Annotated in this window: 2 protein-coding genes; both read right to left on the reverse strand. The window is 74.3% G+C overall.

Features of this window, described 5'->3' with window-relative positions; translation table 11 throughout:
• Positions 1 to 98: 98 nt before the first annotated feature.
• Positions 99 to 302: an MbtH family NRPS accessory protein gene (locus tag AB0D31_RS03350; RefSeq protein ID WP_161291453.1), complete on the reverse strand. Its 204-nt coding sequence runs from the start codon at positions 300 to 302 to the stop codon at positions 99 to 101.
• 234 nt (positions 303 to 536) lie between these two features.
• Positions 537 to 20,540 carry a non-ribosomal peptide synthase/polyketide synthase gene (locus tag AB0D31_RS03355; protein ID WP_362716295.1) on the reverse strand — a complete coding sequence of 6,668 codons (20,004 nt, stop codon included), beginning with the start codon at positions 20,538 to 20,540 and terminating at the stop codon, positions 537 to 539.
• Positions 20,541 to 20,551: the final 11 nt, after the last annotated feature.

Raw genomic sequence — 20,551 nt, forward strand, 5'->3', positions numbered from 1 at the left:
TTCTGACGTGTGCTCTTCTGTTGTGGGTGTTGGTGGGGGGGCGGGCGTGGGGCGCCGGACCGGTCGGGCCGGTCCGGCGCTGCCCACTGGGCCGGGCGTCAGGCTCCGGTGCTCTCCATGCGCTCACGCAGGCTGCGGGGTCGCATGTCGGTCCAGACCTCGTCGACGTACGCGGTGCACTCGGCCTCGGTCCCTTCCTTGCCGACGGGCTGCCAGCCGGCGGGGACCTCGATGTCGACCGGCCACAAGGAGTACTGCTCCTCGTCGTTGCGCAGCACCTGGTAACGGGTGTTCTCGTCCATGATCGTTCCTCCGTGGTGAGGGGGTGGGTGAGGGGGTGACGCTCGGATGGGTGGGTCGGGGGGCGGGTGGGTCGGGGACGGCTCGGGGTGGCGCGCGCGGGGAGGAGGAGGGGATGTGTCTCTGGTCCCCTCCCCGGCCGGTCCGGGGCCTGGGTCCCTGGTTCCTGCCCCGGCGTACCCGGGGCCTGGGTCCCTGGCCCCCTCCCCCGCGCACCCGGCGTCGAGGCGGTTCGCTCATCGGCCGTCCCTGGCGTCGCCGGCGATGTGGCGCAGGGCCTCGGCGAATTCCTCGGCCAAGCGGCGTACCGTCTGCGTGTCGTGCACGGAGGGGCGGTGGTGCCAGGTGAAGGCGAGCCGGCCGTGCTCAACGGAGCCGACGACCTCCAGGGCATGGGAGCCGGGGTCGCGGGGGTCGTGGTCCTGGCCCAGGGGGCCGTGCTGGGCGCGGATGAGGCCGCTGCCTGCGGCTTCGGGGCGGGCGTCCCACTGGCCCAGGTAGTTGAAGACCAGCTCGCTGTGTGCGCCTGCGCCCAACTGCTCGCGCAGTTCCGGCGGCCCGAACGTGCGCAGGGCGCCGAAGCCCACGCCCTTGCCGGGTACGGCGCGCAGTTGACGGCGCACCGACTTCACCAGCGTCCGCCAGTCGCGGTCGGGTCCGAAGCGGCCCGGGTCGTCGACCTTGAGGGCGATGGGGTGGACGCTGGTGAACCAGCCCACGGTGCGGGTCAGGTCGACCCCTTCGATCAGGTCCTCACGACCGTGGCCCTCCAGGTCGAGGCGGACGCGCTCCTCACCGGTCCAGCGGGCGAGGGCCAGGGCCAGAGCGGCGAGCAGCACGTCGTTGATGCGGGTGCGGTAGGCCGTGGGTGCCGCACGCAGCAGGGTTTCGGTGTCCTTCTCGTCGAGTTCGACGCCGATCACGGCGGCCGGGGCGGTGTCGCCGGGCTCGGGTGTGTCCTCGGGGGCGGGCGCCGCGCGGACCACTTCGCGCCAGTGCGGCAGCTCGGCGTCGAGGCCGCCCGCGCGGACGTGTGCGGCAACTCCCCGGGCCCAGTCCCGGAAGCTGGTGCTCCGCTCCCCCAGGTCGACGGGAGCGCCCTGGACGGCTTGGCGGTAGGCGGTTTCCAGGTCGTCGCCGATGATGCGCCAGGAGACGGCGTCCACGACCAGGTGGTGCGCGATGAGCAGCAGGTACGCGGGGCGTCCCGGGCCGCCAGTGAAGAGGGCCGCCCGCAGGTGCGGGCCGCGGGCCAGGTCGAAGCCGGCGTGCAGTTCGTCGGCGGTCTTCTCCATGACCGCTTCCGCGTCCTCGGGCGACAGGCCCGCCAGGTCGTACCGGGTGAGCGGGTCGTCGTCGTCCGGCTCGTCGGTCGCGGGCGGCGGGTTGAACTGGTGCCAGCCGTCGGCGTCCCGGGTGAACCGCATGCGCAGCGCGTCGTGGTGTTCCAGCAGGGCGCGCAGGGCGGTGCTCAGGGCCTCCGGGTCGGGGGTGCCGTCGAGTTCGAGCAGCGTCGACTGGTTGAAGTGGTGGTGGGCGGCGCGGGGCGTGGTGAGGAACCAGTCCTGGATGGGGGTGAGCGGCACCGCGCCGGTCGCCGGGCCCTGAGCGGACTGTTGGGGGGCGGTGCGGACGACGGAGGCTAGCGCTCCGAGGGTCTGGTGGGTGAACAGGTCGCGGGTCGCCAGGTGGAGGCCGTCGCGGCGCAGCCGGGAGACGACCTGCATGCTGAGGATGGAGTCGCCGCCGAGAGCGAAGAAGTTGTCGTCGACGCCGATGTCCGTGACGCCGAGGACGTCGGCCCAGATCCGGGCGACCCGGCGTTCGGTGTCGGTACGCGGCTGTCGGTGCGGCCTGCCGGTGGCCCGGGCGGCCGGTCCGGGGGCGGGCAGCGCCCGCCGGTCGAGCTTGCCGTTCGGGGTGAGGGGCAGCCGTTCCAGTGGTACGAAGAGCGAGGGCACCATGTGGGGCGGAAGCAGTCCGCCGAGGTGCTCGCGCAGGTCCTCGACGGGGAGCGGGACGGGTCCGGCCGGCTCGCCGTGCGTCGCTCCGGCACGCTCAGCGGCCTCGCCGGACACGGCTTCGGCCGGTACGACGTAGGCCACCAGCCGAGCCGGGCCCGCGGCCGTCGCCGGCCCCTCGCCCCCGTCGTCGTGTGCGGGTGGGGCCGCGTCCGTGCGGACGACGACCGCCGCGTCCCGGACCAGGGCGCTGCGGCGCAGTGCGCTCTCTATCTCGCCGGGTTCGATGCGGAAGCCGCGCAGCTTGACCTGGTCGTCGGCGCGTCCGGCGTAGACGAGTTCGCCGTCCGTGCGCCAGCGGGCCAGGTCGCCCGTGCGGTACATCCGCTCCCCCGGCGCCCCGAACGGGTCCGGCAGGAACCGCTGGGCGGTCAGGCCGGGACGGCCGAGGTAGCCGCGGGCCAGGCCGGGGCCGGCCACGTACAACTCGCCCGTGACGCCGGGCGGTACGGGTCGCAGCGCTGTGTCGAGGACGTACAGGCGGGTGCTGCCCGAGGGGCGGCCGATGGTCGGTGTGCCGGCGTCGGGGGTGAGCGGGCCGGTCCAACTGGCGACGACGGTGGCCTCGGTCGGCCCATAGGAGTTGATCATGCTGCGGCCGGGTGCCCAGGTGGCGACCAGGTGGGCGGGGCAGGCCTCGGCGCCGACGATCAAAGTGCGCAGGGCGGTGAGTTCGGCGGCCTTCTCCGCAGGGACGGTGGCGAGGGCGGCCGGCGGGATGAGGGTGTGGCTGACGCGCCGGACGGCGAGCACCTCGGCCAGGCGTTCGCCGACCAGCGGTCCTTCCTCGCCGGTGACCAGGGTGGCCCCGCTGAGCAGCGAAGTGCACAGTTCGAGTACGGAGGCGTCGAAGCTCGGCGACGCGAACTGAAGGACCCGGTCGCCGGGGCCGGCCGCGTACCGCTCGGCCGCTGCGGTGGCGAAGGAGGCGAGACCCCGGTGGGTCACCACTACGCCCTTGGGTGTGCCGGTGGAGCCCGAGGTGTAGATGACGTAGGCGGGGTGCCCGGGCAGCAGGGGGGCGGTGCGGTCGGCGTCGGTGGGCGCGGTGTCCGGTCCGTCCGCGGTCAGGACCTCGGCCGGGTCGGTGACGACGCGGTGGACGCCCGCGTCGCGGATCATGAACTCCCGGCGGGCCGCGGGGTAGTCGGGGTCGACGGGCAGGAAGGCGCCGCCCGCTTTGGCGACCGCGAGCTGGGCCACCACCATGGCGGACGAGCGCGGCAGGGAGAGGGCGACCACCCGGTCCGGTCCGACGCCGTCGCGGATCAGACGGTGGGCGAACCGGTTGGCGGCCCGGTCGAGCTCCGCGTAGGTCACGTCCCGGTCGCCGTCGGACAGGGCGGCCACGGCGGGTGTCCGGGCCGCCTGCCGCTGGAACAGATCGGGCAGCGACGTCGGCGGTACGGCGCCGTCGGTGCCCCGGCCGTGCGCGAGGAGCGCACGCTCCTCGGCCCCCGTGGTCAGGGGCAGGGCGCCGAGCGGACGGGAGGCGTCGGTGGCGACGGCGTCCAGGAGGATGCCGAGATGTGCGGCGAGGCGGTCCGCCGTGGCCGCGTCGAACAGGTCGGTGTTGTAGGTGAACGCGCCGTGCAGCGTTCCGTCGGGCGCTTCGGCGAATTCGAGGGTGAGGTCGAAGGCAGCCTGGTGCAGGTCGGTGTCGACGTCGGTGACGTGCAGGTTCGGGAGGTCGAGGTCGGCGGCGGGGGTGTTCTGCAGGACGACCATGACCTGGAAGAGCGGGGTGCGACTGGTGTCCCGGACCGGCTGGACCTCGTCCACGACGCGCTCGAAGGGCACGTCCTGGTGGGCGAAGGCGTCGAGGACCGTCTGGCGCACCGTGTCGAGGAAGTCGGTGAAGGGCCGGCCGGTGTCGGCCTGGGAGCGCAGGACGAGGGTGTTGACGAAGAACCCGACGAGGTGCTCGGTCTCGGCCCGGTCGCGCCCGGAGGTCACGGTGCCCACTGCGATGTCGCTCTGTCCGGACAGCCGCGCCAGGTAGGCCTGGGCGGCGGCGACCAGGGTGGTGAACAGGGTGGTGCCGTGCTCCCTGGCGAGCCGGGTCAGCCGCGCGGTGGTGTCGGCCGGCACGACGAGACGGGTGGTGGCGCCGTTGCTGGTGCGGACGGCGGGGCGGGGCCGGTCGGTGGGCAGCTCCACTGGCGGTGTGTCGGCCAAGTGGTCTGCCCAGTAAGCGAGTTGTTCTTCCGCGTCCGCGGCTCCCGTGGTGCGTTGCCAGGCCGCGTAGTCGCCGTACTGGATCGGCAGAGGCGTCAACGCAGCTTCGCTGTGGCCGAGTTGAGTGCGGTAGAAGTGGGCCAGGTCGCCGAGGAGGACCGAGGTGGACCAGCCGTCGGTGACGATGTGGTGCAGGACGAGGGCGAGGACGTGGTCGTCGTCGGCGAGCCGGACCAGGCGGGTGCGCAGCAGGGGCCCTTCGCGCAGGTCGAAGGGGCGCTCGCGGTCCTCCGTGAGCAGTGAGCGCAGGGCGGGTTCCCGGTCCACCGCGGGCAGCGGGGACAGATCGTGCAGCGGCACCGGCACCGGCACCGGGAGCGGCGGGTGGACGCGCTGCACGCCGAGGCCGTCCACGCTGTCGAAGGTGGTGCGCAGCGACTCGTGCCGGGCTACCAGCGAGGTGACGGCGGCGGTCAGCGCGCCGGTGTCCAGGGGGCCGCGCAGGCGCAGGGCGAGCGCGGTGACGTACTCGCTGCCACCGGGCGCGAACTCCTCAAGGAACCAGAGGCGTTGCTGGGCGTACGACATGGGGAGCGCCGTGTCGCGGGCGGCCGGGGTGATGGCCGGGCGGGCGCTCCTGGTCTCCTCGGTGAGGAGGGCGGCGAGGGCGGCCGGGGTGGGGCGGGTGAAGACGTCCCGGGGGGTGAGGTCGGCCGCGAAGGCTTCGGAGAGGCGGGCCGCGAGCCGGATGCTGAGGATCGAGTCGCCGCCCAGGGTGAAGAAGTCGTCGTCGACGCCGGGCGGTTCGACCCCGAGCACCTGCCCGAAGACCTCGGTCGTGCGGCGCTCGGCCTCGGTGCGGGGCTCGGTGCGCTCGGCCCGCGGCGCGGCCTGCGGCTTCGGCAGGGCGGCGCGGTCGACCTTGCCGTTGGCGCTCAGCGGCAGCGCGTCGAGCGGGATGATGTCCGTGGGCACCAGGTAGTCCGGCAGCGTGCGGCCGGCGAAGGCCCGCAGATCGTCCGCGTTCCGGCCGGCCGGGCCGACGACGTAGGCGATCAGCCGCTTGGCGCCGGACCTGCCGGTGCCGGCGAGCACCGCCACGTCCGTCACGCCGGGGTGCCCGGCGAGGACGGCCTCGACCTCGCCGGGCTCCACACGGAAGCCGCGGATCTTGACCTGGTCGTCGGCGCGTCCGAGGAACTCCACGGTGCCGTCCGGGCGGCGGCGTGCCAGGTCGCCGGTGCGGTACATGCGGGCGCCGGACGGGCCCGCGGGGTCGGCGAGGAAGCGGGCCGCGGTGGCGCCGGGGCGGCCGAGGTAGCCGCGGGCGACGCCCTCGCCTGCGAGGTACAGCTCGCCGGCGCTGCCCGGCGGGACCGGTCGCAGCCGGCCGTCGAGGATATGGACGCGCATGTCGTCCAGGGGCTTGCCGATCGGCACGGTGTCGGGCACCTGGGACGCGTCGGTGAGCTCGTGGGACGTCGCGAAGGTGGTGGCCTCGGTGGGTCCGTAGCCGTCCACGACGCTCACTCCCGGGCAGGCGGCCAGGACGCGGCGCAGCGCGGCGGCGGGGACCACGTCACCGCCGGTCCACACCTGTCGCAGCCCGGCGAAGCAGTCCGGCGCGTCCTGGGCGAGGAGGCGGAACACTCCGGCCGTCAGCCACAGCGCGGTCAGCCCCTCGGTGTCGGTGAGCCGCCTGATGAGGGCGCCGTCGACGGTGCCGTCGGGGGCGACGACCACACAGCCGCCGTTCAGCAGGGGCGCCCACACCTCGAAGGTGGCCGCGTCGAACGCCACCGGGGAGTGCAGCAGCACCCGGTCGCTGACACCGCCGGCGAATCGGCTGTCGGTGGCCAGAGCCGCCACGTCCCGGTGGCGCACCGCCACCGGCTTGGGCCGGCCGGTCGAGCCGGAGGTGAACATGATGTACGCGAGGCGGTCGGGGTCGACGGTCGGCAGCGTTTCGTCCCCGGTGTCCGTGCGGGCCGCGGCGACGTCGGCGGCGGTGAGCCGGACCGTGACGCCCGCCGCTTCGAGCAGGATCCGGCGGCGTTCCTCAGGAGCGCGGGTGTCCACCGGTACGTAGGCGCCGCCCGCGGCGAGGACCCCGAGCTGGGCGACGACGAGGTCGGCGGAGCGGTCCATCAGGAGGGCGACCCGACCCTCGGGGGCGAGCCCTCCGGCCCGCAGTTGTGCCGCCAACCGTGCCGCGTGCGCTGTCAGTTGACGGTACGTCACCTCGTGGTCACCGTCGCGTACGGCGATGGCGTCCGGGGTGCGGCGGGCCTGCTCGGCGAACAGGGCGACCGGGCTTCGGGGCAGCGTGGGGCGGGCCGGGATGTTCCAGGATGCCAGCAGTCGCCGGTCGTCGTCGGTGAGCGCGTCCAGGCCGTCGAGGTCACCGTCCAGGCCGTCGGCGAAGGCGGTGAGCACGACCGCGAGACGCTCCACGGCCCGCTCGACGGTGACCGGGTCGAAGAGGGCCGGGTCGTAGACCAGGTCGAACCCGAGCCGCTCCGCGAGGTGGGCGCGCAGGCACCACGGGAAGGTCGGCGCGTCGTCGGCCCGCACCTCGGCCACCTGGACGCCGGTGCGAGCGGTGGCCGACTCGTCGACGGGGTAGTTCTCGAAGACGACCATGCTGTCGAACAGGGCTTCTCCGGACGGCACTTGGCTGCCTGCCTGGATACGGGACAGGGCGACGAAGTCGAAGCGGCGGGCCTCGGTCTGGGTCTCCTGAAGGTGGCGCAGCCAGGGCAGCACGTCCCCGCCGGGCAGCCGGACCCGGGTCGGCACGGTGTTGATGAACATGCCGATCATGCCCTCGACGCCGGGCAGTTCGGCCGGGCGGCCCGAGACGGTGGTGCCGAACACCACGTCGTCGCGGCCGCAGCCACGGGCAAGGAGCAGCGCCCAGGCGCCCTGGACCAGGGTGTTGACGGTCAGACCGGCACGGCCCGCGGCCGACCGCAGTCGCGCGGAGACCGGCTCGTCCAGTTCGCGGCGGACCTGGGCGGTGGCGCGGGCCCGGTGCGCCTCGCCCGGTGCGCGGTCGTACGGGAGCGGGGTGCGGACGGTGAATCCGGCGAGCGCGTCGTACCAGTGGCGTTCGGCGGCCACCTGGTCCTGTCCGCCCAGCCAGTGCAGGAAGTCCGCGAACGGCCGCCGTACCAGGGGCTCCGGGTCGGGGCCGCCGGTGAGCGCGGCGTAGCGCTCGCACACTTCGGTGAGGAGCTGGCCGGTGCTCCAGCCGTCCAGGGCGATGTGGTGGGTGGACCACAGCAGCAGCACCTCGTCGTCGGGCAGCGCGGCGAGGGTGAGGCGGGTGAGCGGCGCGGTGTTCAGGTCCATGCCCGCGGCGCGGTCCTCCTCGACGAGGCGCTCGGTGTGCTCGGCGCGTTCCGCCGTGCCGAGGGTGCGCCAGTCGAGGTGGCGTACGGGCAGCCCGGTCCGCCGGTGCACGACCTGGACCGGCTGGGGCAGGTCCCGCCAGTGCACGCTGGTGCGCAGCGCCGGGGTACGGTCGGCGACCTGCTGCCAGGCCGCGGCGAACGCCTGCGGGTCGGCCACTCCGGACAGGCGGACCGCGATCCGGTCGAAGTAGGCGCCCTCGGTGTCCACCAGGCCGTGGAAGAGCATGCCCGCCTGGAGCGGGGTGAGCGGGAGGACGTCCTCGACGTGCCGTCCGTCGCCGACGAGCCGGTCCAGGGCGTTCTGTGAAAGACCGGCGAGCGGGAAGTCCGAGGGCGAACGGCCGCCGGCTTCGGGGCTCGCGCAGTGCGCCACGATGGCGCGCAGCGCGGCGACCGTCTGCTCGGCCAGGGCGCGGACGGTGGCCTCGTCGTGGACGGCCGCCGGATAGTTCCAGCCCAGTTCGAGCCGTCCTTCCTGGACGATGCCGGTGATGTCGAGGACGTACGGGCGCGGGGCGTCCGGGTCGGTGTCGCGACCGGTCGGTGTCAGCGCGGTGCGCAGCAAACCGTCGCTGCCGCCGGTGCCCGCGTCCCACTGGCCGTGGTAGTTGAAGCCGACCTGGGGTGCGGGGGCGCCGGCGAGGGGGCTGTCCGGCAGGAGGTGGCGCAGCGCGCCGTGGCTCAGGCCGTGCACGGGGACGGCGCGGAGCTGTTCCTTCACCGAGCGGAGGGTGTCGTGCCAGCCGGCGCCGGGGTCAACGCGCAGGGCGAGCGGGAACTCCGCGGTGAACCAGCCGACCGTGCGGGACAGATCGATGTCGGCGAAGAGGTCCTCACGTCCGTGGCCCTCGACCCCGATCAGGACCGTGTCCCGCCCGCACCATTGCGCGAGGGTGTGGCCGAGTGCGCTGAGCAGGACGTCGTTGACCTGGGTGCGGTAGGTCTCGGGCACCCGGCGCAGCAGGGCTTCGGTGGTCTCCGCGTCGAGGGTGACGGTGACCGTGGCCGAGGTGCCGTACGTGTTGGGGCCGGGCCTGCCCGCAGGCAGCTCGGCCGGGGCTTCGGCGGTCTGCCGCCAGTGCTCCAGGTCGGCGGTGAACGCGCCGGTGCGGGTGTGTTCGGCCAGCCGGGTCGCCCAGTGGCCGTAGGAAGTCCCGGTGGGTGCCGTGTCGACGGGGAGTCCGGCCGCGGCCTGTTGGTAGGCGGTGGCGAGGTCGGCCGGCAGGATGCGCCAGGAGACGCCGTCGACGGCCAAGTGGTGGACGGTGACGACGAGTTGGCCCGGCCGGTCCGGGCCGCGGTCCAGGAACAGGAAGCGCGCGACCCGGCCCTCGATGGGGTCGAGTGCGGCCTGTGCGCGGTCGGTGAGGCGGTGTGCCTCGGCCTCCGCGGCGGCTTCGTCCAGTGCGGCGAGGTCGTGCCGGCTGAACACGCCGTCGGGTGCGGCGGGCAGCGCCTCCTGGAGCCAGCCGGACGCGGTGTGCGTGAACCGGGTGCGCAGGGCGGCGTGCCGGGCGACGACGGCGCGGGCGGCCCGGCCGAGCGCCTCGCCGTCCGTGCCGGGCGCCAGCTCGAAGCGTTGGGTCATGGTGAAGCGCATGGCGTCGCCCGGGCTGCGGCCGTCCAGGTACCAGTGCTGGATCGGGGTGAGCGGAGCCGGCCCGGCGGGGGTCTCGGTGACCGGGGCCGTCGCCGGAGTCAACTCGCCTGTACGCAGGGCGAGTTCGGTGATGGTCTGGTGGCGGAAGACGTCCTTGGTGGTGAGGGCGAGTCCGGCGCGGCGGGCGCGGGAGACGATCTGGATGCTGAGGATGGAGTCGCCGCCGAGCGCGAAGAAGTTGTCGCGGGCGCCGACGCGCGGGACGCCGAGCACGTCGGCCCAGATGGCTGCCAGCCGCTCCTCGGTGCCGGGCCGTGGCGCGACGTACGCGTCGTCGGTGCCGGGTTGCGCGGGCGGCTCCGGCAGGGCGCGGCGGTCGGTCTTGCCGCCGGTGGTGCGCGGGACGCGGTCGAGCGGGACGAACGCGGCGGGCACCATGTGGTCGGGCAGCGTGTGGCGCAGCCGCATCCGCAGCGCGTCGGCCGACGGCTGCCGCCCGTCGCCGGTGACGACGTAGGCGACCAGCATGGGGCGGCCTGCGTGCTCCCGTACGGTGACGGCGGCGTCGGTGACCTCCGGCAGGGCGCGCAGCGCCGTCTCGATCTCGCCGGGTTCGATGCGGAAGCCCCGGATCTTGAGCTGTTCGTCGGCGCGGCCGAGGAATTCGAGCTGCCCGGCGGTGTCCCAGCGGGCGCGGTCGCCGGTGCGGTACATGCGCTCCCCCGGCGCCCCGAACGGGTCGGCGAGGAAGCGGCCGGCGGTCAGGCCGGGCCGGTTCAGGTAGCCGCGGGCCACCTGGGCGCCGGCGAGGTACAGCTCGCCGGGCGTGCCGACGGGCACGGGGCGCAGATTGCCGTCGAGGACGTAGGCGCGCAGCCCGCCGCCGGGGCGGCCGATGACCGGCCGGTCGGGATGGTCGGTGCAGGGGGCGTAGACGGAGTCGACGGTGCACTCGGTGGGGCCGTACATGTTGAGGGCGGTGACGCCGAGTTCGCCGTGGGCCGCGACCAGGTCCCGCCAGGTGGCGGCGGAGACTGCTTCGCCGCCGACGAGCAGGAGTTTCGGGTGGTGGCGGCCGGGGGTGAGCAGTCCCGCGGCCAGGAGTTCGCGCAGGAAGGTCGGCGTGACGTTGACCAGGTCGAGGCGGTCGGTGGTGACCTGGGCGCAGAACGCCTCGGGGTCGAGGCGGGTGTCGTCGTCGATGAGGTGGACCTGCTGGCCGAGGGCGAGCAGCAGCGGTCCCTCCCAGGAGGTGTCGAAGGCGAAGGACGCACTGAGGGCGGCCCGCAGCCGGGTGCCTTCGCCGGTGTGCGGGGCGACGAGGCTCGCCTGGTGGTCGCGGCAGAGGTTGACGAGCTGCCGGTGTTCGACTGCTACGCCCTTGGGGCGGCCGGTGGAGCCGGAGGTGTAGACGATGTACGCCGTGTTCTCGGGCCGCAATGGACGGACGCGGTCGGCGTCGGTGGGGTCGTGTTCGGGCAGGCCGGTGGCGTCGGCGGCGCGCAGGGTGTCCTCGGTGAGGACGGTGACCGGGCGGGCGTCGTCCATGAGGACGCGGACGCGTTCGTCGGGCAGGCGCGGGTCGAGGAAGAGCAGCGCGGCGCCCGCCTTGGCGATGGCGAGGAGGGCCACGAACAGGCCGGAGGTACGCGGCAGGCGGACGGCGGCGACGGTCTCGGGGCCGGCGCCCCGGCGGATGAGGTGATGGGCGAGCCGGTTGGCCAGGCGGTTGAGGGTGGCGAAGTCGAGGGTGGCGTCGGGGGCGACCAGCGCGGTGAGGTGCGGGATGCGGGCGGCCTGCGCTTCGAACAGGGCAGGGAAGGTGGTGTCGGGCACGGGCAGCGGCAGGCCCCGGCCGAGTTCCAGGAGGCGCCCGCGCTCGGTGTCGGTCATGAGGGGCAGGGCGCCGACCGTACGGTCCGGGTCGTCGGCGGCGGCTTCGAGGAGGATGCGCAGCCGCTCGGCGAGGAGCTCCGCGGTGGCCGGGTCGAACAGGCCGGTGTTGTACTCCAGGTGCCCGGTGACGGCGCCGTGGTGTTCCACGAAGTCGAAGGCCAGGTCGAAGGTGGCGTGCCGGACCGGTGGGGTCACCGCTTCCACGGCAAGGCCGGGCAGCGCGGGGACCTCGCCGCCGAGGTTGTGCAGGGCGACCATGACCTGGAACAGCGGGGTGCGGCTGGTGTCACGTTCGGGCTGGACCGCGTCCACCACGCGTTCGAAGGGCACGTCCTGGTGGGAGACGGCGTCGAGGACGGTGGAGCGCACCTCGGCCAGCAGGTCACGGAACGACAGCTCGGGGCGGACCCGGGCGCGCAGCACCAGCGTGTTGACGAACATGCCGACCACGTCGTGCAGTTCGGGGCGTTCGCGTCCTGCGGTGACCGTGCCGACGGTGACGTCCTGCTGGCCGGCCCAGCGGGCGAGAAGTACCTGACAGGCCGTCAGCAACGTCATGAAGAGGGTGGCGTCCACCTCCCGTCCGCGGATGCGCAACCGGTCGGTGAGCGCGGCGGGCAGGGTGAAGGTGATGAGCGCGCCGTCCCGGGTGCGTACGGCGGGGCGCGGCCGGTCGGTGGGCAGCTCCAGGGGCGTCACGCCGTCCAGGGTCCGGCGCCAGTACCCGAGGTCGGCCTCGGCCTGCTCGGCACGTGCGCGCTGCCATGCGGCGTGGTCGGCGTACCGGACGGCCGGGACGGGCAGGCGGGGCGGCCGCCGGTCGAGGGCGGCCGCGTACAGCTCGCCGAGGTCCCGGCCCAGCACACCCATGGACCAGCCGTCGGTGACGATGTGGTGCACGGCCAGGACGAGGACGTGCTCCTCCATGTCCGCGGCGGCAAGACGGGCGAGGCGGGCGCGCAGGAGCGGCCCGGTGGCGAGGTCGAAGGGCTGCGCGGCCTCGCTCGCCACGAGGGCGTCGAGCGCGGCGGAGTGCGCACAGTCCTGGGCGCGCAGGTCCACGGACGTCGGCGGGTGGACGAACTGCCGTGCCTGGCCGTCATGTTCGGCGAAGGTGGTGCGCAGCGACTCGTGCCGGGCGACCAGCCCGTCGAGCGCCGTGTGCAGGGCGGCACGGTCGAGCGGGCCGGTCAGGCGCAGAACGGACAGGGTGGTGTATTCGGTGCTGCCCGGTTCGAACCGGTCGAGGAACCAGAGCCGCTGCTGTGCGTGCGACAGCGGGGCGGGGACGCCGGGGTCGGCGGCCGGGATGGAGTCGGCGGAGGCGGGCTCGTCGGACGGGTCGCCGAGGGCCGCCGCGAGTGCCGACAGCGTCGGGTGGGTGAACAGCAGGCGGGGCGAGACGTCCGTGCCGAACACGGCGCGCAGCCGCGAGACGACCCGGACGGCGAGGATCGAGTCCCCGCCGAGGGCGAAGAAGTCGTCGTCGGCGCCGACGTCGTCGGTGCCCAGGACGTGCTTCCAGGCGTCGGCCACGAGCCGCTCGGCCGGGGTGCGCGGCTCCGTGCGCTCGCCGCCGGTCGCGAAACCCTCGGGTCCCGGCGCGGGCAGCGCACGCCGGTCGAGCTTGCCGTTGGGGGTGAGCGGCAGGGCAGTCATCGGCACGTAGGCGGCGGGCACCATGTGCGCGGGCAGCAACTGCCCGAGGTGGGCGCGGAGTTCCGCGGCGGACGGTGGGACGCTGCCGGTGGCGACGACGTGGGCGACCAGGCGCCGCGTTCCTTCGGCGTCCTGGTACACGCCGACGGCGGCGCCGGCGATGCCCGGGTGGCCGTGCAGCGCCGCTTCGATCTCGCCGGGCTCGATGCGGTAGCCGCGGATCTTCACCTGCTGGTCGGCGCGGCCCAGGTACTCCAGGCTGCCGTCGGCCCGCCGGCGGGCCCGGTCGCCGGTGCGGTACATGCGGGTGCCGGGGCGGCCGAACGGGTCGGCGAGGAAGCGGGTCGCGGTCAGGCCCGGCCGGTTGAGGTAGCCGCGGGCCAGGCCCTCGCCCGCGACGTACAGCTCGCCGATGGCTCCGGGCGGAGCGAGGTTGAGCGTCTCGTCGAGGACGTAGGTCCGCAGGTCGGGTATGCCGGTGCCGATGGGGCTCGCGGGGCCTGCCTCCGCCGTCGCCCGGTCAAGTGGGGCGTAGGTGACGTGCACGGTGGTCTCGGTGATGCCGTACATGTTCACCAGGCGCGGCGCGGTGTCCGGGTGGCGCAGGTACCAGTCGCCCAGCCGGGACACGTCGAGCGCCTCGCCGCCGAACACGACCGTGCGCAGCGCCAACCGGGCACTCTCCTCGGGGTGTGCGGCATCCGCGCGGATCAGCGGATAGAAGGCGGACGGTGTCTGGTTGAGGACGGTGACCTGCTCGTCGGCGAGCAGGCGCAGGAAGTCCTCCGGGGAGCGGGCGGTGTCGCCGGGGACGACGACGAGCCGGCCGCCGTGCAGGAGCGGCCCCCACAGTTCCCACACCGAGAAGTCGAAGGCGTACGAGTGGAACAGCGTCCACACGTCGCTGGAGTCGAAGCCGAACCAGTCGCGGGTGCGGCTGAAGAGGCGGACCACGTTGGCGTGCGGGATCACCACACCCTTGGGGCGGCCGGTGGAGCCGGAGGTGTAGATGGCGTAGGCGGGGCTCTCGGGGAGTGGGTGCCGCTCCAACGGGGCGGTGGCTGGACGCCGTTCGAGGTCGGCGCGCACCTCGGGGTCGTCCAGGCGCAGTACGGGTACGGCGACGAAATCGGCCGGTGCCGCGCTGGTCACGTAGGCCACCGGGGCCGCGTCGTCCAGGATGCCGGTGATGCGTTCGGCGGGGAGCGCCGGGTCGATGGGCAGGTACGCGGCGCCTGTCTTGAGGACGGCGAGCACGGCGACGACCAGGTCGGTGGAGCGCGGCAGGGCGAGGGCGACGTACTGCTCGGGGCGGGCGCCGAGCTCGGCGAGACGGTGGGCGAGCCGGGCGGCGCGGGCATCGAGTTCGGCGTAGGTGAGCCGCTCGGCGCCGCAGGTGAGGGCCTCGGCGTGCGGGGTGCGGGCGGCCTGTGCCTCGAAGAGGTCGACCAGCGTCTGGGTGGGCCGGCCTTCTTCGGCGGCGTTCCCGAAGTCGAGGAGGCGCCGTTGTTCCCCGGGGGTGGTCCGGGCGAGGGCGGTGAGGGGACGCTCCATGCCGTCGGCCAGGTCGGTGAGGATCAGACAGAGCCGTCCGGCGAGGTCCGCCGCGGTGGCCGCGTCGAACAGTTCCGGGTCGTAGGCGAGGTCGAATCCGAAGCACTCACCGTGGTACGCGCGCAGAACCAGCGGGTAGTTGGTTGCGTCGCGCGAGGAGACGTCGGCGATGCGCACGCCGGAGCCGGCCGCACTCGTGTCGTCGAACGGGTAGTTCTCGAAGGCCACCATGCTGTCGAACAGGTCACTGCCGGACGGTACGTCGCTCAGGCCGGTCAGTTCGGCGAGGGACACCGCGGCGAAGCGCCGTGCCTCGGCCTGCTTCTCCTGGAGGTCGCGCAGCCAGGAGAGGGCGGAGTGGCGGCCGCTCACCTGGACGCGGGTGGGCAGGGTGTTGATGAACATGCCGATCATGTCCTCGGCGCCGGGCAGGTCGTCGGGGCGACCGGAGACGGTGGTGCCGAACAGGACGTCCGGCTCGGCCGCGTAACGGGAGAGGAGCAGGGCCCACGCGCCCTGGACGACGGTGCCGAGGGTGAGCCCGGCGCCGCGGGCGGTGCGCGCGAGGCGGGCCGAGACCTCGTCGGTGAGGGCGGCGGTGTGCACGGCGGCGGAGCGCGACTCGTGGCCTGTCGGGCGCGGGCGGTCGACGGGCAGCGGGGTCGGCGTGGCGAAGCCGGCGAGGACGCCCGTCCAGTGCGCGCGGACGGCTTCGGCGTCCTGGTCGGCGAACCAGCGCACGTACTCCCCGAACGGGCGGCGCACGGCCGGCGCGGGTTCGGTGCCGGTGGTGAGGGCCGTGTACTCGGCGAAGACGTCGGTGAGGACCTGAGCCAGGCTCCAGCCGTCCAGGATCAGGTGGTGGGAGGTCCACAGCAGGTGCAGACGGGCGTCGGGCAGCCGGACGAGGGTGAGGCGCATCAGGGGTGCGGCGCCCAGGTCGAGGCCGCGCGCCAGGTCGTCGGCGCGCAGCCGTTCCGTGCGGACGGCCTGCTCCCCCGCGTCCAGGGCGCGCCAGTCCAGTATCTCGACCGGCAGCCGTACGTCGCGGTGCACGCGCTGGAGCGGGACGGGCACGCCCTCCCAGACGACCGAGGTGCGCAGGGCCGGGGTGCGATCGGTGACGCGCTGCCAGGCGGCGGCGAACGCCTCGGGGTCGGCCACGTTGTCCAGGATCAGGGCGGCCTGGTCGAGGTAGACGTCGTCCGCGCCGCCGACCAGCCGGTGGAAGAGCATGCCCTCCTGGAGCGGGGTGAGCGGCAGCAGGTCCTCCACGGTCCTGCCGTCCCCGACGAGGCGGTCCACCGCTTCCTGGTCGAGCCGGGCCAGCGGGAAGTCGGAGGGGGTGCGGCCGCCGGCGCCGGGGCGGGCGCAGTGTTCGGTCACCTCGGTGAGGGCCCGCAGCATGCCGTCGGCGAGTGCGCGGACGGTGGGTTCCTGGTGCACCTGGTCGCTGTAGTGCCAGGTGATCTCAAGAGCGCCGTCCCGCACCACGGCCGACACGTCGAGGAGGTGGTCGAGCGGCTCCGCCGGGTCCATGTCGCCGGGCGGCACGTCGGCAGCGGGCGCGAAGTCGCCGCCCGCGCCGGACTCCCACTGTCCGTGGTAGGTGAAGCACACCTGCGGCAGCGTCAGTTCGCCCAGGGCGCGGGCCTCGGGCGCGGGCGAGCCGAGGCGTCCCAGCGCCTCGTAGCCCACGCCGCGGCGCGGCACGGCCCGCAGCACCTCCTTGACGGACTTCAAGGTCGCGGCCCAGTCGGGCGCCCCGGCCGGGCCCTGCGGGGTGAGAGTGACCGGGAACTGGCTGGTGAACCAGCCGATGGTCCGCGCCAGGTCGGCGCCCTCGACCAGGTGTTCCTCGCGACCGTGGCCCTCAAGGGCGACGGTGATGTGGGGCGCGTCCGCCCAGTCCGCGAGGACCCGGCCGAGAGCGCTCAGGAGCACGTCGTTGACCTGCGTGCGGTACGCGCCGGGGACGCGGCGCAGCAGGGCCTCGGTGGTGGCGGTGTCGAGGCGTCCGCGGACCGTGCGTACGGAGCCGGCCAGGGGGGTGCCGGACAGGTCGACGGGGAGCGGGGTGCGCGGGCGGGCGGCCTCTGCGCTCCAGTACGGCAGGTCGTCGTCGAGCGCGCCCGCGCGTACGCGCTCGGTCAGCTCGCGGGCCCAGGCGGACAACGGGGTTCGCTCGGGCTCCAGTTGGATGCTCTCGCCGTTCTCGATCTGCCGGTAGGCCCCCTCCAGGTCGGCGAGCAGCACGCGCCAGGAGACGCCGTCGATCGCGAGATGATGGACCGTCAGGAACAGCTGCGGGCGGGCGCCTTCGGCGGCCGGGAGCAGGGCCGCGCGCAGCATGCTGCCGGTGGTGGGGTCGAGTTCCGCACGGGCGGATTCGGCCGCCTCGGCGAGGGCCACCCTGTCGGCGCGGGTGAGGAAGCCGGTGGCCGGCCCGGTGCCGGGGTGCTGGCGCCAGACACCCTCTTCCTGTTCCTGGGCGAACCGGGCGCGCAGGGCGGGGTGGTGTGCCACGACCGCGTCCAGTGCGCGGGAAAGCTTCGCCGCGTCCGCGTCGTACGGCAGGTCGAGGAGCATCGACATGGCGAAGCGGGTACGCGGGCCGTGAGTGGCGAAGAACCATTCCTGGACCGGGGTGAGTGGGCCGGGCCCGGTCTCCTGCGGGCGGCGGGGCGCCGGCACCGCGGTGGCGCGGCGGGAGGCGGCGGCGAGTTCGGCGACGGTCTGGTGGCGGAAGACGTCCTGCGAGGACAGGGCGAGGCCGGCGGCCCGGGCGCGTGAGACGGCCTGGATGCTGAGGATCGAGTCGCCGCCGAGCTCGAAGAAGTTGTCGGTGACGCCGACGCGGCGCAGGCCGAGAATCTCGGTCCAGATCCCGGCCAGGGTCTCCTCGTCCGGGGTGCGCGGAGCGACGAACTCCCGTTCCCCTTCGGGGCCTTCGAGGTCGGGGGCGGGCAGGGCACGGCGGTCCAGTTTGCCGCTGACGTTGAGCGGCAGCGAGTCCAGCGATGTGAACGAGGACGGCACCATGTGGCCGGGCAGGACTCTGCGCAACGCGTCGCGCAGCTCGGCGGGTTCGGGCCGCGCGGTGCCCGGCGCGGGCACGGTGTAGGCGGCGAGCCGCAGGTGCCCGTGGGTGTCGGGCACGGCGACGACCGCGGCGGCGGCGACGGACGGCAGGTCGCTGAGGGCTGCCTCGATCTCGCCGGGTTCGATGCGGTGGCCGCGCACCTTGACCTGGTCGTCGGCGCGGCCGAGGTAGTCCAGGCGGCCGTCGGCGGTCCAGCGGGCCAGGTCGCCGGTGCGGTACATGCGGGTGGCGGGCGGCCCGTAGGGGTCGGGCAGGAAGCGTGCGGCGGTCAGGCCGGGCCGGCCGAGGTAGCCGCGGGCGACCTGTTCGCCGGCGAGGTACAGCTCGCCGCCGACGCCCGGGGGCACCGGTTGCAGGCGGTCGTCCAGGACGTAGGCGCGGGTGTGGGGAAGCGGGCGGCCGACCAGCGGCCGGCCGGTTCCGTCGACGCGGCAGGACAGCGCGTCGACGGTGCACTCGGTGGGGCCGTAGAAGTTGTACGCGGCGACCTCGGGGTGGGCGTTGAGTTCACGCCAGAGCGCGGGGCCGATCGCCTCGCCGCCGAGCATCAGCACCCGGGGGCGGTGGCGCGGGTCGCTCAGCAGTCCGGCGGGCAGCAGTTGGCGCAGGTAGGAGGGGGTGAGGTCGAGGAAGTCGATGCGGTGGCCGACGACGTAGTCGACGAGGGCCGGCGGGTCCATGCGTGTCGTCTCGTCCACCAAGTGCAGCGGATGGCCGTCGGCGAGGAGCAGCACGCCTTCGAGTGAGGTGTCGAAGGAGAAGGACGCGGTGAGGGCCACCCGCAGCGGTCCGCCGCCCGCCTCGGCGACGAAGCCGGCCCGGTGGGCGGCGAGCAGGTGGGCGAGGGCCCGGTGCGGGACGGCGACACCCTTGGGGCGGCCGGTGGAGCCGGAGGTGTGGATGACGTACGCGGTGTGCAGCGGGTCAAGGGGCGCGCGGCGGTCGGCGTCCGTGGGGTCGGTCTCCGGGAGGCCCTCGGGCAGGGCGGTCACCGCGGCCGCGTCCAGGACCAGGGCGGGGCGGGCGTCGTCCAGCAGGAAGCGGACGCGCTCCTCGGGCAGGGCCGGGTCGAGCGGGAGGTAGCCGGCCCCGGACTTCCAGACGGCGAGAATCGCGGTGATCATGTCGGCGGTGCGGGGGAGCCGGAGCGCGACGAGGCGTTCGGGGCCGGCGCCGAGGGCGATGAGGTGGTGGGCGAGCCGGTTGGCCCGGGCGTTGAGCCGTGCGTAGTCGAGCCGTTCGCCGCCTGCCACCAGTGCGAGCGCGTCGGGGGTCAGGGCCGCGCGCTCCTCGAAGAGCCGCGGGTGCAAGGTGTCCGCGACCGGCAGGTCGGTGGTGTTCCAGTCGTGGGTGACCTGGCGCACCTCCTGCTCCGACATCAGCGGCAGGGTGGCGAGCGGCCGGTCCGGGGCGGCGGTGGCCGCCTCCAGGAGGCGCAGGAGCTGGCCGGCCATGCGGCGGGCGGTGTCCGGGTCGATCAGGTCGGTGCGGTATTCGAGCAGTCCGGTCAGCGCCTCGCCGTCCGGTACGAACTCGATGCTCAGGTCGAAGGTGGCGGCCTGCCGGGGCACGGCGACCGGGGCGATGTCGAGGTCGCGGGGGGCGGTGGCCACGGGCGGGTCCGGGTGCAGCAGGACCATCACGTCGAACAGCGGGTTCCGGCCCGCTTCACGCGTGGCCCCCACCGCTTCCACGATCCGCTCGAAGGGCGTGTCGCCGTACGCGAAGGCGTCGTTGACGGTGTCGGCAGTGCGGGCCAGGAGGGCCCGGAAGGAGTCCGCGGGTGCCACCGCGGTGCGCAGCACTACGGTGTTCACGAAGAAGCCGACCGCCCGCTCCAGATCGGTGCGCGACCGGCCCGGGGTCAGCGACCCGACGGCGCTCTCGTCCTGCCCCGACCAGCGGGCGAGGAGCGCCTGGGCGGCGGCGACCAGCGCGGTGTACAGCGTGGTGTGCTGCTGCGCGGCGAGTTCGCGGAGCGTACGGGTCACTGCGGCGGGGACGGTGAAGGCGTGGACGGCTCCCGCGCCTGCCTCTTCGCCGCGCCGGGGCCGGTCCAGCGGGAGTTCGGGAAGGACCGCCCCCGTAAGGCGCTCCTTCCAGTGGGCCAGCTGCCGTTCGAGCCGGGCACCGGTGAGCTGCTCGCGCTGCCAGACCGCGAAGTCCGGGTACTGGGTCGACACCGCTGGCAGGTCGGGTTCTCCGCCCCGCGCCAACGCCTCGTAAGCGGTGCACAGTTCGTTCAGGACGATGCCCATCGACCAGCCGTCGGTGGTGATGTGATGGGCCGTCAGGACAAGTACGTGGGACGTGGGGCTCTCGCGCAGCAGCAGGGCCCGCAGCAAAGGTCCTGAGCTCAGGTCGAAGGGCGCCGAGTACGCGGCGAGCAGCGCCTCGTCGAGACCGTCCGCCGGTACGTCCCGGACGGGCAGAGGTACGGGGGCGGCCGGGTGCACCTGCTGGGCGGCGCGGCCTTCGCTCTCCTCGAACGTGGTCCGCAGTGCCTCGTGCCGGGCGACGACCGTGGCGAGAGCACGCTCCAGGGCCCGGTGATCGAGGGTGCCGGTGAGGCGTACCGCGACCGCGCTGTTGTAGCGGGCGTCGCCGGGGTGGAGCCGGTCCAGGAACCACAGGCGCTGCTGGGCGAAGGACAGGGGCAGCGGACGGGTGCGGTCGGCGGGCGGGATGCCGGCGGGCGCGCCTCCTGCGGCGCCCGCCGCCGTGCGTCCCGCCAGTCGGCGGCGCAGGGCTTCGCGCATGTCGTCGGGCAGGGCTGCGGCGCGGTCTCGTCTGGAAGGCTTCGAAGACGTCATGATCGTCGGAT

This window comes from Streptomyces sp. NPDC048361 (genome assembly GCF_040651795.1).
Lineage (GTDB): Bacteria > Actinomycetota > Actinomycetes > Streptomycetales > Streptomycetaceae > Streptomyces.